Origin of the sequence: Streptomyces sp. NBC_00341, assembly GCF_041435055.1 — a bacterium.
Taxonomy (GTDB): Bacteria; Actinomycetota; Actinomycetes; order Streptomycetales; family Streptomycetaceae; genus Streptomyces.
In genome coordinates this window covers 1,740,058-1,752,835 of the sequence record NZ_CP108002.1, presented here as the reverse complement: position 1 = coordinate 1,752,835, position 12,778 = coordinate 1,740,058, and the positions used below count along the sequence as shown (strand labels likewise).

The following is a 12,778-nucleotide window of genomic DNA, read 5'->3' as shown; positions in this document are numbered from 1 at the left end:
GGGCGGCACCCCGCGCGGGGTGCCGCCCTTCGGCGTGTGTCACGGCGTACCGGAGTGGACTCAGTACGCGCTGTTGACGTTGTCGATCGAGCCGTACTTGTCGGCGGCGTAGTTGGCCGACGCGGTGATGTTGGCGATCGGGTCGTACTGGTCGTGGGGCGTACCGCCGACGTGGTAGGCGTCGAAGGTCGGCTTGATGATCTGGAGCAGACCCTTCGACGGGACACCGTTGACCGCGTTGACGTCCCAGTCGTTGATGGCCTTCGGGTTGCCGCTGGACTCGCGGATGATGTTGCGGTGCAGACCGTCGTAGGTGCCCGGGATGCCCTTGGCCTTCATGATGGACAGGGATTCCTTGATCCAGCCGTCCAGGTTGTTCGAGAAGACCGGGGTACGGGACTCGGAACGGCTGGCTCCCTGCTTACCGCGCTTGGACGCGGCCTTCTTCGCCTTGGCCTTCTCCTTGGCGTGAGCCTTCGCCTTGGCCTTCTTGGCCTTCTCCTTCGAGACGGACTTGGCCTTCTTCGCCTTCGCGGCGTCGGACGCCTTGATCAGCTGCTCGGCGGTGGAGTGCTGCTCGATGACGCTGGACTGGATCGTCTTGGCCTGCGAGGCGCCGGCGGCGGACGCGAAGACGACGGGGGCGCCGGAGATGGCCTGCGGCTCGGTCTCGGCATCGGCGTTACCGGGCACCAGCGACAACGAGAGCGCAGCGGCGGCGACGGCGGATATACCGGCGGCGGAGAGCTTCTGGGTCTTGTTCATACGACGGAGACGGCCGGAAATGCTGGACGCGGACATGCAGGTACCTCTTCGAATCGCGGAAGTCCTCACGGAGGACGAAGACGGGAAGCGGCATCGCATCTCCGTCGGGGACGATTGCAATTCTTAGCGACCGCAAAATGGTGTGGCAAAGGTGTGACGTACGAAGCCGGGTAGTGGGCCCGACCCCGGTTCGAACGGTGCAAACCGGACTTCCACTCGCCCATATCGCCCTTATTTGTCCACTAGGTGACTTCGTAAGTGACCCAGGTCCTATGCGAGGCCTCACATCGGCCGGGTATCAATCTCACCAACTGTTGCTGAAGCAATCCGGAGTGTGAGCTTCCGTTTCCCTGCCGCTCCGGGCCCGGCGCGCCACTTCGGCCGGGAGGTCCTAGTCCCTGCGTCCTAATCGGTGGCCGTCCACAGGCCGATACGGGGCCTGTGACCCGCCGGTACGGTGAGGCCATGACCCATCGCCCACCGGCGGGTGGCCTTGCGGCGGTGAGCGCCGCACTGCTCGCCATGAGCCGGCACCTGGAAATGCGGGACGTCCTCAAGACGATCGTCGCCTCGGCCCGCGAGCTGCTCGACGCCGAGTACGCGGCGCTCGGCGTCCCCGACGACCACGGCGGCTTCGCCCAGTTCGTCGTCGACGGTGTCAGCGACGAACAGTGGAAGGCGATCGGCCCGCTTCCCCGGCAGCACGGCATCCTCGCCGCGATGCTGCACGAGGCGAAGCCCGAGCGGCTCGCCGACGTCCGCAAGGACCCCCGCTTCGAGGGCTGGCCGTCCGCCCACCCCGACATGTCCGACTTCCTGGGCCTGCCCATCAGGGACGGCGACGAGACCATCGGCGCCCTCTTCCTCGCCAACAAGCGCTGTCCGAAGCCCGAGGGCAGCTGCGGATTCACCGCCGACGACGAGGAGCTGCTGGGCATCCTCGCCCAGCACGCGGCGATCGCCCTCACCAACGCACGGCTCTACGAGCGCAGCCGCGAGCTCACCATCGCGGAGGAGCGCTCCCGCCTCGCCCACGAGCTGCACGACGCGGTCAGCCAGAAGCTGTTCTCCCTGCGGCTCACCGCCCAGGCCGCCGCCACCCTGGTCGACCGCGACCCGGCCCGCGCCAAGGGCGAGCTCCAGCAGGTCGCCGCCCTCGCGGCGGAGGCGGTGGACGAGCTGCGGGCGGCCGTCGTCGAGCTGCGCCCCGCCGCGCTCGACGAGGACGGCCTGATCGCCACCCTCCGCACCCAGATCCAGGTCCTGGACCGCGCCCACACGGCCCGGGTCACCTTCGAGAGCCTGGGCGTGCGGGCGCTGCCCGCCGCACAGGAGGAAGCGCTGCTCAGGGTCGCCCAGGAGGCCCTGCACAACGCTCTGCGTCACTCGGGGGCCGACCACGTCGGCGTCACCCTCGTACGCGGCGGCGACGGCGGCACGGTGCTCCGGATCGCCGACGACGGCTGCGGCTTCGAGCCGGCGGCCACCCGTCGGGCGGGGCGGCATCTGGGCCTGGTCTCGATGCGGGACCGCGCGAGCGGTGTCGGCGGGAAGCTCACCGTTGAATCGGCGCCCGGCAAGGGCACCACGATCGAGATGGAGGTACCCGGTGGCTGACAGGATCATCAGGGTGCTGCTGGTCGACGACCACCAGGTGGTCCGCCGCGGTCTGCGTACGTTCCTGGAGATCCAGGACGACATAGAGGTCGTCGGCGAGGCCTCCGACGGTGCCGAGGGAGTGGCCAGGACCGAGGAGCTGCGCCCCGATGTGGTGCTCATGGACATCAAGATGCCCGGCACCGACGGCATAGAGGCGCTGCGCAGGCTCCGGGAGCTGGAGAACCCTGCCAAGGTGCTGATCGTCACCAGCTTCACCGAACAGCGCACCGTCGTCCCCGCCCTGCGCGCCGGAGCCTCGGGGTACGTCTACAAGGACGTCGACCCGGACGCGCTGGCGGGCGCCATCCGCTCGGTGTACGCGGGCCATGTCCTGCTCCAGCCGGAAGTGGCGGGAGCGCTCCTCGCCCAGGACGACCCGGGCAGCGGTACGGGCCGGGGAAGCACCCTCACCGAACGGGAGCGGGAAGTGCTGGGCCTCATCGCCGACGGCCGCTCCAACCGGGAGATCGCGCGGGCGCTCGTCCTCTCGGAGAAGACCGTCAAGACGCACGTCTCGAACATTCTGATGAAGCTGGACCTCTCCGACCGCACCCAGGCCGCGCTCTGGGCGGTCCGGCACGGGGCGGCGGGCTGACGGGGCGGGCCGAGCGGGCCGCCCGCGACCGGGCTGAGATTCATACTGTCGGGTGTATGTCACTCGAACGGCGCATCTCCTCCGGCGCCGGGGCGTTCTCCAAGGCGTGCTGCGGCGGCCGGCCGCAGCGACGCTAGGAGGATCCTGAAGTGAAGAACCTGAAGAAGGCCGCTGCCGTCACCATGATCGCCGGCGGCATCATCGCCGCCGGTGCCGGCGCGGCCTCCGCCACCGGTCACAGCGGTGCGGACGCCCACGGTGTCGCGACCCACTCCCCGGGCGTGGCCAGCGGCAACCTCGCGCAGGTCCCGGTCCACGTGCCGGTGAACGTGGTCGGCAACACGGTCAACGTGATCGGCCTGCTCAACCCGGCCTTCGGCAACTTCGGCCTGAACGGCTGACGCCACGCACACCGCGTCACCACCGGGCGGGCCTTCACGAAGGCCCGCCCGGCGACCGAGGTGCAACAGGCCGCACTCCCGGGCCCCGCCCCGCTACCGCGCCCGCTCCTCCACATACGCGTTGTACGCGGCCACCTGCGCCCGCCGGGCCACCCGTTCCACCGGCCGCAGCGCCTCCCCCCGCGCCGCCATCTCCGAGGCGCTCACCGCCCCGCCGGGCCCGTTCTCGTACGCCAGCGCGACCAGCAGCCCGACCCGCTGCGCCAGCTCCAGCACCCGCACCGCCCGTGGCGGATACCCCGGGGCGAGCACCTCGCGCCCCTGCTCCGCCCGCGCCCGGTACGCGTCCAGCGCCGCCTCGGCCACCGGCCCCGAGCCCGCCACGTCGAGCCGTGACAGCGCCGTCGTCGCGTCCCGCAACGCCTCCGCGAGCTCCCGCTCCGCCTCGCCCAGTGAGGGCACATCGGCCGGCGGCGCCTCCCGCACGGCCAGGCAGTGCCACGCCACGGCGACGTGGAGATCCCCGGCGGGCCCCGACTCGCGCACCTCGGGCACCAGCCCGTACGGCGCGCCGTAGGTCACCACCGCCTCCTCGGCCTCCAGCGCCCTCGCGTTGAAATCCGGGGGACCGCTGAGCCCCAGCGGATGCCCGGGAACCGGCAGAGCGACCCGGAAACCGGTCACCCCGAGCCCCCGCAGCCGCCCCAGGGCGAGCGTGAGGCCGACCGGCCCCGCCTCCCCCGGCAGCCCCTCGACGCGGTGCACCGCGTCCTCCCCGACGATGGCGAGGGCCGCGTCGTCCGGCGAGACGAGTCCGGCCAGCAGCGCGTTTCCCCAAGCGGCCAACAGCCCTGAGCGTGGTTCCGAAAGCATGGCAACACCCTAAGGAACGGACCCGGCCCCTGTCTCACCCCGGCCGGACCCGGTCCGGGACGGGCCGGGGACCGCACGACAACCGTGCGACGACGGGCCCAGCGCCCGAAGCTCTCCCGCGGTGGCGTAGGTTTTCCCTGGGAGCTGTGCCCACAGGCACGCGACGATCACGAAACTGCATGGGGAGACAACGCGCTCATGAGCGATGTACTGGAGCTGGTGGACGTATCCGTGGTCCGCGACGGACGCGCTCTGGTGGAAGACGTCTCCTGGTCGGTCAAGGAGGGGGAGCGCTGGGTCATCCTCGGCCCCAACGGCGCCGGCAAGACCACCCTCCTCAACGTCGCGTCCAGCTACCTCTTCCCCAGCAAGGGCAGCGCCACGGTCCTCGGCGAGCGGCTCGGCGGCGTCGGAACCGACGTCTTCGACCTGCGCCCCCGCATCGGGATCGCGGGCGTCGCCATGGCGGAGAAGCTGCCCAAGCGGCAGACGGTCCTGCAGACGGTGCTCACCGCCGCCTACGGCATGACCGCCACCTGGAACGAGAACTACGACAAGGTCGACGAGGACCGCGCCCGCGCCTTCCTCGACCGGCTCGGCATGACCGACTACCTGGACCGGAAGTTCGGCACCCTCTCCGAGGGCGAGCGCAAGCGCACCCTGATCGCCCGCGCCATGATGACCGACCCCGAACTGCTGCTCCTCGACGAGCCCGCCGCCGGTCTCGACCTCGGCGGACGCGAGGACCTGGTCCGCCGCCTCGGCCGACTGGCCCGCGACCCGTACGCCCCCTCCATGATCATGGTCACCCACCATGTCGAGGAGATCGCCCCCGGCTTCACCCACGTCCTGATGATCCGCCAGGGCAAGGTGCTCGCCGCCGGCCCCATGGAGACCGAGCTCAGCTCGCGTAACCTCTCTCTCTGCTTCGGCCTGCCGCTCGTAGTCGAGCACCAGGGCGACCGCTACACCGCCCGCGGCCTCCCGCTCGGCTGAGATCCGGGCCACCGCCCGGCACTTGACGGGCACTCCGGGGGCGTACCCGCCCGCTTGCGCCCTGTCGGCGGAGGTGCTCCCGGTCATACGATGGCCGGGTGGACATCATCGACGCATGGGTGTGGTGGCTGATCGGCGCGGTGGGACTGGGCATCCCACTCGTCCTGACCGCGATGCCCGAGTTCGGCATGTTCGCCGTTGGAGCGGTCGCCGCGGCGGTGGTCGCGGCCCTCGGCGGCGGAATCGTGGCCCAGGTACTGGTCTTCGTCCTGGTCTCGGTGGCGCTGATCGCCGTGGTCCGGCCGATCGCCAACCGGCACCGGTCCGACCGGCCCCATCTGGCCACCGGCATCGACGCGTTGAAAGGCCGCCAGGCAGTCGTCCTGGAACGGGTCACCGGCGAGGACGGGCGGATCAAGCTGGCCGGGGAGATCTGGTCGGCCCGCGCCCTGGACGCGGAACTGAGCTACGAACCGGGCCAACAGGTCGATGTCGTCGACATCGACGGGGCCACAGCCGTCGTCATGTGACCGAACAGCCCACACGGCAGAGCCCGTTCTGTCAGACTCGATGTCGATCATCATGAGAACCGGACCGGCAGGACAACCGACCTGACCCACGGCCCCTCACACGATCTCGACCTCGATCATCGCGATCCGTCGGCAACCGAAGGGCACGAGGAAACGATGCAACCGATCATCATCGTCCTGATCATTCTGGTGGTGCTCGTCTTCATCGCTCTGATCAAGACGATCCAGGTCATCCCACAGGCCAGCGCCGCCATCGTGGAGCGCTTCGGCCGCTACACCCGCACCCTCAACGCGGGCCTGAACATCGTCGTCCCGTTCATCGACTCGATCCGCAACCGGATCGACCTCCGCGAACAGGTCGTGCCCTTCCCGCCGCAGCCGGTGATCACCCAGGACAACCTGGTCGTCAACATCGACACGGTCATCTACTACCAGGTCACCGACGCCAGGGCCGCGACGTACGAGGTGGCCAGCTACATCCAGGCCATCGAGCAGCTCACCGTCACCACGCTCCGCAACATCATCGGCGGCATGGACCTGGAGCGGACGCTCACCTCCCGCGAGGAGATCAACGCCGCCCTGCGCGGAGTCCTCGACGAGGCCACCGGCAAGTGGGGCATCCGCGTCAACCGCGTCGAGCTGAAGGCGATCGAGCCGCCCACCTCCATCCAGGACTCGATGGAGAAGCAGATGCGCGCCGACCGTGACAAGCGCGCCGCGATCCTCCAGGCCGAGGGAACGCGGCAGTCCGCGATCCTCACCGCGGAGGGCGAGAAGCAGTCCGCGATCCTGCGCGCCGAAGGTGAGGCCAAGGCCGCCGCCCTGCGCGCGGAGGGCGAGGCGCAGGCTGTCCGTACGGTCTTCGAGGCGATCCACGCCGGTGACCCGGACCAGAAGCTCCTCTCGTACCAGTACCTCCAGATGCTGCCGAAGATCGCCGAGGGCGACGCCAACAAGCTCTGGATCGTGCCCAGCGAGATCGGCGACGCCCTCAAGGGCCTCAGCGGCGCCTTCGGCAACCTCGGCACCGGCATGCCCGGCTTCAACACCGGTGACTCCAGCAAGGAGCGCCGGGAGCAGCCCCCCGTCGACTGACGTGTACACCCCCTCGGGCATGATCAGTGCACCAAGCACCGACCAGTCACGGGGGATTCGGGATGTCCATCTGGGAGATGCTCGCGGTCTTCGCCGCGGGCATCAGCGCGGGCACGATCAACACGATCGTCGGTTCGGGAACGCTGATCACCTTCCCGGTGCTCCTCGCCACCGGTCTGCCCCCGGTCACCGCCACGGTCTCCAACGCACTCGGCCTGATCCCCGGCTCCATCAGCGGCGCGATCGGCTACCGCAAGGAGCTCGAAGGGCAGCGCCCACGCGTTCTGAAGCTCGCCGTGGGCGCGCTCATCGGCGGACTGACCGGCGCCACCCTGCTGCTCGCGCTGCCGTCCACGGCCTTCGAGACCATCGTCCCGATCCTGGTGGCCATGGCCCTCGTCCTGGTCATCCTGCAACCACGCATCAGCAAAGCCGTCCAGCGCCGCCGCGAACACACCGGCGTGCCGGCCCGCCCCGACGGCGGCCCGCTGCTCTTCATCGGCCTGATGCTCGCCAGCGTCTACGGCGGCTACTTCACCGCGGCCCAGGGGATCATCTACCTCTCCCTGATGGGCATGCTGCTCGACGACACCATGCAGCGCCTCAACGCCGTGAAGAACGTCCTGGCCGCCGTCGTCAACAGCATCGCCGCGCTGTTCTTCCTCTTCGTGGCGGACTTCAACTGGACCGCCGTCGTACTGATCGCGATCGGCTCCGCGCTCGGCGGCCAGATCGGCGCCAAGGTCGGCCGCCGGCTGAGCCCCGCCTTCCTGCGCGCCCTCATCGTCACGGTCGGAACGGCCGCCATCGTCCAACTGCTGCTCCGCTGACCCGCGGCAGCCCGTCTCGGCACGGAGACGGGCCCTGGCTACCGCATCCGGCGTAGACCCACTACGCCGCCGACTGCGCCAGCCACTCCGGCAGCGCCGACCGGTCACCGGCCCCCAGCGCCAGCAGCATCGCATCGGCCGGGGACGGCACGAACGGCTGCCGCAACAGCGGCATCCCCGCCTGCTCAGGCGTACGGGCCGCCTTGCGGTGGTTGTCCTCGGCGCAGGAGGCCACCGTGTTCAGCCAGGTGTCCTGACCCCCCTGGGCACGCGGCACCACGTGGTCGACGGTGCTCGCCCGCCGCCCGCAGTACGCGCACCGGTGCTGGTCCCGGATGAGCACACCCCTTCTGGACCACGGGGCGTGTCTTCGGAACGGCACCCTCACGTACCGGCAGAGCCTGATCACCCTGGGCACCGGAATATCCACGGCGGCACCACGCATGCGGAGGCCGGGATGGGACTGCTCGACGACGGCCTTGTCCTGCAGAATCAGCACCACCGCGCGATTCAGCGTCACCGTCGACAGCGGCTCGAAGCTCGCATTCAGCACCAGCGTGTCCCGCATCCCGCCCACCTCCCGTGTGCCGCCCACCAGCTGGCAGGCCCGGATCAACTCTGGCCGGGCAGGCCGCAATGGACAACGCAATAAAAAGTGCCCTGCCCTGATCTCTCCACGACCAGGGCAGGGCAAACAGGGGGGATCTATCGACTTTCCGGGCTTCAGGCAGGCCCGGCGTACTCACCGACCAGCTGGGCGCGGCCCAGCGTGTGGAAGCGCAGATTGAAACCGACCACAGCGGGCGACGCGTCGCTGTCCGGTCCGAGCTTCTCGCTGTCCACCGCGTACACGGTGAACACGTACCGGTGGTCCTCGCCGGGCGGCGGCGCCGCACCGCCGAAGTCCTTCGACCCGTAGTCGTTGCGGACGTGCACGGCGCCCGCGGGCAGCCCGTCGAACTTCCCGCCGCCCGCACCGGCCGGCAGCTCAGTGACGGACGCGGGGATGTCGAAGAGCACCCAGTGCCAGAACCCGCTGCCGGTCGGAGCGTCCGGGTCGAAGCACGTCACGGCGAAACTCTTCGTCCCCGCCGGGAACCCCTCCCACCGCAGCTGCGGCGAGGTGTTCCCCGCCGCTTGCACCTGTGCGTCCGCAAGCACGGCCCCCGGTGCGAGGTCCTCGCTCACCACGGTGAACGAGGGGACCTCGGGATGGAAGTCGTGCGGCAGCGGCGCCCTCTTCGGCTGGGTCACGTCAGCACCTCTCCTGTAGCGGTTCCGGTTCCGGTATCGGCAGGTCTCCCCACCGACCCTAGAGCCAGTTGCGCTGACCGCCGACCTGGGCGAGCCACTGGTTCAGATAAGCCGCCCAGTCGGTCCCCTGGTAGTCGTTCAGACCCACCTTGAAGGCCCGGTAGGAGTCGCTGCCCTCGCTGAAGAGACCCGGCTTCTTGTCCATCTCCAGCACGACGTCCATCTCACGGTCGTCCGCGACGAACGTCAGCTCGACCTGGTTCAGCCCCCGGTACTGCGACGGCGGGAAGAACTCGATCTCCTGGTAGAAGGGCAGCCGCTGACGCGTACCGCGGATGTTCCCGCGCTCCATGTCGGCGCTGCGGAAGCCGAAGCCCAGCTGCCCGAAGGCGTCCAGGATGGCCTGCTGCGCCGGCAGCGGGTGCACGTTGACGGGGTCCAGGTCCCCGGAGTCCAGCGCCCGTGCGATCTCCAGCTCCGTGGTCACCCCGATGTTCATCCCGTGCAGGTGCTGGCCCGCGAACATCGTGATCGGCGTCTCCCAGGGGATCTCGAGCCCGAACGGCACGACGTGCACCGCGCCCGCCCTGACCTCGAACGCGCCGCCGAGCCGCAGCTTGGTGAACTCGATGTCCTGCTTGGTCTCCTGGTCCTGGCCCTCGACCTCGACCCGGGCCTGCAGCCCGACGGAGAGCCCCTCGATCTGCTGGTCCACAGAACCGCCCTGGACCCGTACCTCGCCCTGGACGACCCCACCCGGTACGACGTTGAGCTCGGTCAGCTCCGTCTCCACCGAGGCGCCACCGGCACCCATGCTCGCGAGCAGCCGCTTGAAGCCCATGTTTTCTCCTCCTAGGTCCTGACCCCTACATACGCGCCATGACCGTAGTCGGTTCCCGGTAGCCTCGGACTCCATGATCGAGGGCCAGGAACGTACGCCGCTGACGCGGGAATTCTTCGACCGCCCCGTGCTGGACGTGGCGCCGGATCTGCTGGGCCGGACGCTGGTCCGCAGCACACCGGAGGGCCCCATCGAGCTGCGTCTCACCGAGGTGGAGGCGTACGCGGGGGAGATCGACCCCGGTTCGCACGCCTTCCGGGGCCGGACCGCGCGCAACGGCGTGATGTACGGGCCGCCCGGCCACGCGTACGTCTACTTCACCTACGGCATGTGGCACTGCCTCAACCTGGTGTGCGGACCGGAGGGCATGGCGAGCGGTGTGCTGCTGAGGGCGGGCGACATCCGTACGGGCGCAGAGCTCACCCGTAAACGTCGACTCTCGGCCCGCAATGACCGGGAACTGGCCAAAGGGCCGGCCCGACTCGCGACGGCTCTGGACATCGACCGCGCGCTCGACGGCGCCGACGCCATCGCCCACCCGGGCGCCGTCCTCTCGGTACTGCGCGGCACCCCGCCCCCGCGCGACCAGGTACGCAACGGTCCGCGCACCGGAGTGGGCGGTGACGGAGCCACCCACCCGTGGCGTTTCTGGGTCGACGGCGACCCCACCGTGAGCCCGTACCGGGCGCACGCACCACGCCGAAGGTCAACTTGACTCGCCCATCCGGGGCACCTAATGTAGTCCGAGCCGCTTGACACGGGTACAGCGAACGGTTTGGTCCATCGGACCTGATGCCGGGCAACTCGAAGCGGCCAACCACTACCTACGACTCACCCCAGCGGGTGCGGATTTCGGCATGCCGAAATCCCGTCCATTGACTCGATTATGAGTCACCGGGGGAATCGGCTAAAGTAGTGAACACGCCGAAAGGGAAAGCGCGAAAGCGAATTCCTGGAAAGCAATCCCGCTTCGACCGGGAATCGGACACGAAAGAGTCTGATAGAGTCGGAAACGCAAGACCGAAGGGAAGCGCCCGGAGGAAAGCCCCAGAAAATGTTCTGCGGGTGAGTACAAAGGAAGCGTCCGTTCCTTGAGAACTCAACAGCGTGCCAAAAGTCAACGCCAGATACGTTGATACCCCGACCTGCTTCGGCAGGTTCGAGGTTCCTTTGAAAGTCCTGGCAGACCCAGTTATGGGTTCTACCAGGCAATGCACATAGCGAGGACACAGTGAACAGTCGGTCTTATTCCGACTCGGCTGTTCCGCTCTCGTGTTGTGATCCCGATTACGGGAAAACATTCACGGAGAGTTTGATCCTGGCTCAGGACGAACGCTGGCGGCGTGCTTAACACATGCAAGTCGAACGATGAAGCCCTTCGGGGTGGATTAGTGGCGAACGGGTGAGTAACACGTGGGCAATCTGCCCTTCACTCTGGGACAAGCCCTGGAAACGGGGTCTAATACCGGATAACACTTTCCCTCTCATGGGGGAAGGTTAAAAGCTCCGGCGGTGAAGGATGAGCCCGCGGCCTATCAGCTAGTTGGTGGGGTAATGGCCTACCAAGGCGACGACGGGTAGCCGGCCTGAGAGGGCGACCGGCCACACTGGGACTGAGACACGGCCCAGACTCCTACGGGAGGCAGCAGTGGGGAATATTGCACAATGGGCGAAAGCCTGATGCAGCGACGCCGCGTGAGGGATGACGGCCTTCGGGTTGTAAACCTCTTTCAGCAGGGAAGAAGCGAAAGTGACGGTACCTGCAGAAGAAGCGCCGGCTAACTACGTGCCAGCAGCCGCGGTAATACGTAGGGCGCAAGCGTTGTCCGGAATTATTGGGCGTAAAGAGCTCGTAGGCGGCTTGTTGCGTCGGTTGTGAAAGCCCGGGGCTTAACCCCGGGTCTGCAGTCGATACGGGCAGGCTAGAGTGTGGTAGGGGAGATCGGAATTCCTGGTGTAGCGGTGAAATGCGCAGATATCAGGAGGAACACCGGTGGCGAAGGCGGATCTCTGGGCCATTACTGACGCTGAGGAGCGAAAGCGTGGGGAGCGAACAGGATTAGATACCCTGGTAGTCCACGCCGTAAACGTTGGGAACTAGGTGTTGGCGACATTCCACGTCGTCGGTGCCGCAGCTAACGCATTAAGTTCCCCGCCTGGGGAGTACGGCCGCAAGGCTAAAACTCAAAGGAATTGACGGGGGCCCGCACAAGCAGCGGAGCATGTGGCTTAATTCGACGCAACGCGAAGAACCTTACCAAGGCTTGACATACACCGGAAAGCATCAGAGATGGTGCCCCCCTTGTGGTCGGTGTACAGGTGGTGCATGGCTGTCGTCAGCTCGTGTCGTGAGATGTTGGGTTAAGTCCCGCAACGAGCGCAACCCTTGTTCTGTGTTGCCAGCATGCCCTTCGGGGTGATGGGGACTCACAGGAGACTGCCGGGGTCAACTCGGAGGAAGGTGGGGACGACGTCAAGTCATCATGCCCCTTATGTCTTGGGCTGCACACGTGCTACAATGGCCGGTACAATGAGCTGCGATGCCGCGAGGCGGAGCGAATCTCAAAAAGCCGGTCTCAGTTCGGATTGGGGTCTGCAACTCGACCCCATGAAGTCGGAGTTGCTAGTAATCGCAGATCAGCATTGCTGCGGTGAATACGTTCCCGGGCCTTGTACACACCGCCCGTCACGTCACGAAAGTCGGTAACACCCGAAGCCGGTGGCCCAACCCCTTGTGGGAGGGAGCTGTCGAAGGTGGGACTGGCGATTGGGACGAAGTCGTAACAAGGTAGCCGTACCGGAAGGTGCGGCTGGATCACCTCCTTTCTAAGGAGCATCTAGATTCCGTAAGGAATCCAGAGCCACTACGCCGGCAAATGTTCGGCGGTGGTTAGCTCATGGGTGGAACGTTGACTATTCAGTACCGGTGGTTCAACCGG

The 12,778-nt window shown here is 67.6% G+C and carries 13 protein-coding genes and 1 rRNA gene; 9 read left to right on the top strand and 5 right to left on the bottom strand.

All coding sequences use genetic code 11. The features are described 5' to 3' along the window. Positions 1 to 60: 60 nt before the first annotated feature. Positions 61 to 801, bottom strand: coding sequence for a transglycosylase SLT domain-containing protein (locus OG892_RS07765; protein WP_073739898.1), 741 nt, complete (start codon positions 799 to 801; stop codon positions 61 to 63). A 429-nt stretch (positions 802 to 1,230) separates the two neighbouring features. Between OG892_RS07765 and OG892_RS07760 the strand changes: the two genes are divergently transcribed. The 3 genes from OG892_RS07760 (at position 1,231) to OG892_RS07750 (ending at position 3,420) form a co-directional block, all read left to right on the top strand. After that, positions 1,231 to 2,382: a GAF domain-containing sensor histidine kinase gene (locus OG892_RS07760; RefSeq protein ID WP_371628757.1), complete on the top strand. Its 1,152-nt coding sequence runs from the start codon at positions 1,231 to 1,233 to the stop codon at positions 2,380 to 2,382. Continuing rightward, entirely contained in the window at positions 2,375 to 3,019 is a 645-nt protein-coding gene (locus OG892_RS07755) for a response regulator transcription factor (protein ID WP_123469011.1), read from the top strand. The genes OG892_RS07760 and OG892_RS07755 overlap by 8 nt, the downstream gene beginning before the upstream one ends. 149 nt (positions 3,020 to 3,168) lie before the next feature. After that, on the top strand, positions 3,169 to 3,420 hold the full coding sequence (locus OG892_RS07750) for a chaplin (protein ID WP_073739903.1): 252 nt from the start codon (positions 3,169 to 3,171) through the stop codon (positions 3,418 to 3,420). A 93-nt stretch (positions 3,421 to 3,513) separates the two neighbouring features. Here the strand turns inward: OG892_RS07750 and OG892_RS07745 are convergent, their stop codons facing one another. Continuing rightward, on the bottom strand, positions 3,514 to 4,293 hold the full coding sequence (locus OG892_RS07745) for a hypothetical protein (protein WP_073739905.1): 780 nt from the start codon (positions 4,291 to 4,293) through the stop codon (positions 3,514 to 3,516). Between the two features lie 198 nt (positions 4,294 to 4,491). Between OG892_RS07745 and OG892_RS07740 the strand changes: the two genes are divergently transcribed. The 4 genes from OG892_RS07740 to OG892_RS07725 all read left to right on the top strand — a co-directional run bounded on the left by OG892_RS07740 (position 4,492) and on the right by OG892_RS07725 (position 7,744). After that, positions 4,492 to 5,289: an ABC transporter ATP-binding protein gene (locus OG892_RS07740; protein WP_073739907.1), complete on the top strand. Its 798-nt coding sequence runs from the start codon at positions 4,492 to 4,494 to the stop codon at positions 5,287 to 5,289. A gap of 98 nt (positions 5,290 to 5,387) precedes the next feature. Beyond that, positions 5,388 to 5,819, top strand: a complete 432-nt coding sequence (locus tag OG892_RS07735; protein ID WP_073739909.1) for an NfeD family protein — start codon at positions 5,388 to 5,390, stop codon at positions 5,817 to 5,819. Positions 5,820 to 5,975: 156 nt separating this feature from the next. Then, entirely contained in the window at positions 5,976 to 6,914 is a 939-nt protein-coding gene (locus OG892_RS07730) for an SPFH domain-containing protein (protein ID WP_073739911.1), read from the top strand. 62 nt (positions 6,915 to 6,976) lie between these two features. Then, the gene (locus OG892_RS07725; protein WP_073739913.1) at positions 6,977 to 7,744 is read left to right on the top strand and encodes a sulfite exporter TauE/SafE family protein; all 768 of its coding nucleotides are present in this window, start codon (positions 6,977 to 6,979) and stop codon (positions 7,742 to 7,744) included. Positions 7,745 to 7,805: 61 nt separating this feature from the next. Here OG892_RS07725 and OG892_RS07720 read toward each other — a convergent pair whose 3' ends face one another. The 3 genes from OG892_RS07720 to OG892_RS07710 all read right to left on the bottom strand — a co-directional run bounded on the left by OG892_RS07720 (position 7,806) and on the right by OG892_RS07710 (position 9,839). Beyond that, positions 7,806 to 8,312 (bottom strand): HNH endonuclease, encoded by a 507-nt coding sequence (locus tag OG892_RS07720; RefSeq protein WP_024490345.1) that lies wholly within the window; start codon positions 8,310 to 8,312, stop codon positions 7,806 to 7,808. A 155-nt stretch (positions 8,313 to 8,467) separates the two neighbouring features. Next, positions 8,468 to 8,998 carry a YbhB/YbcL family Raf kinase inhibitor-like protein gene (locus tag OG892_RS07715; protein WP_328867553.1) on the bottom strand — a complete coding sequence of 177 codons (531 nt, stop codon included), beginning with the start codon at positions 8,996 to 8,998 and terminating at the stop codon, positions 8,468 to 8,470. A 58-nt stretch (positions 8,999 to 9,056) separates the two neighbouring features. Then, the gene (locus OG892_RS07710) at positions 9,057 to 9,839 is read right to left on the bottom strand and encodes a sporulation protein (RefSeq protein WP_073739917.1); all 783 of its coding nucleotides are present in this window, start codon (positions 9,837 to 9,839) and stop codon (positions 9,057 to 9,059) included. A gap of 73 nt (positions 9,840 to 9,912) precedes the next feature. Here OG892_RS07710 and OG892_RS07705 point away from each other — a divergent pair, with 73 nt between their 5' ends. Both OG892_RS07705 and OG892_RS07700 read left to right on the top strand, forming a co-directional pair. Next, complete coding sequence (locus OG892_RS07705) at positions 9,913 to 10,554, top strand: DNA-3-methyladenine glycosylase (protein WP_371628756.1); 642 nt, start codon at positions 9,913 to 9,915, stop codon at positions 10,552 to 10,554. A gap of 585 nt (positions 10,555 to 11,139) precedes the next feature. After that, positions 11,140 to 12,665, top strand: a 16S ribosomal RNA gene (locus tag OG892_RS07700). The last annotated feature ends 113 nt before the right edge of the window (positions 12,666 to 12,778 follow it).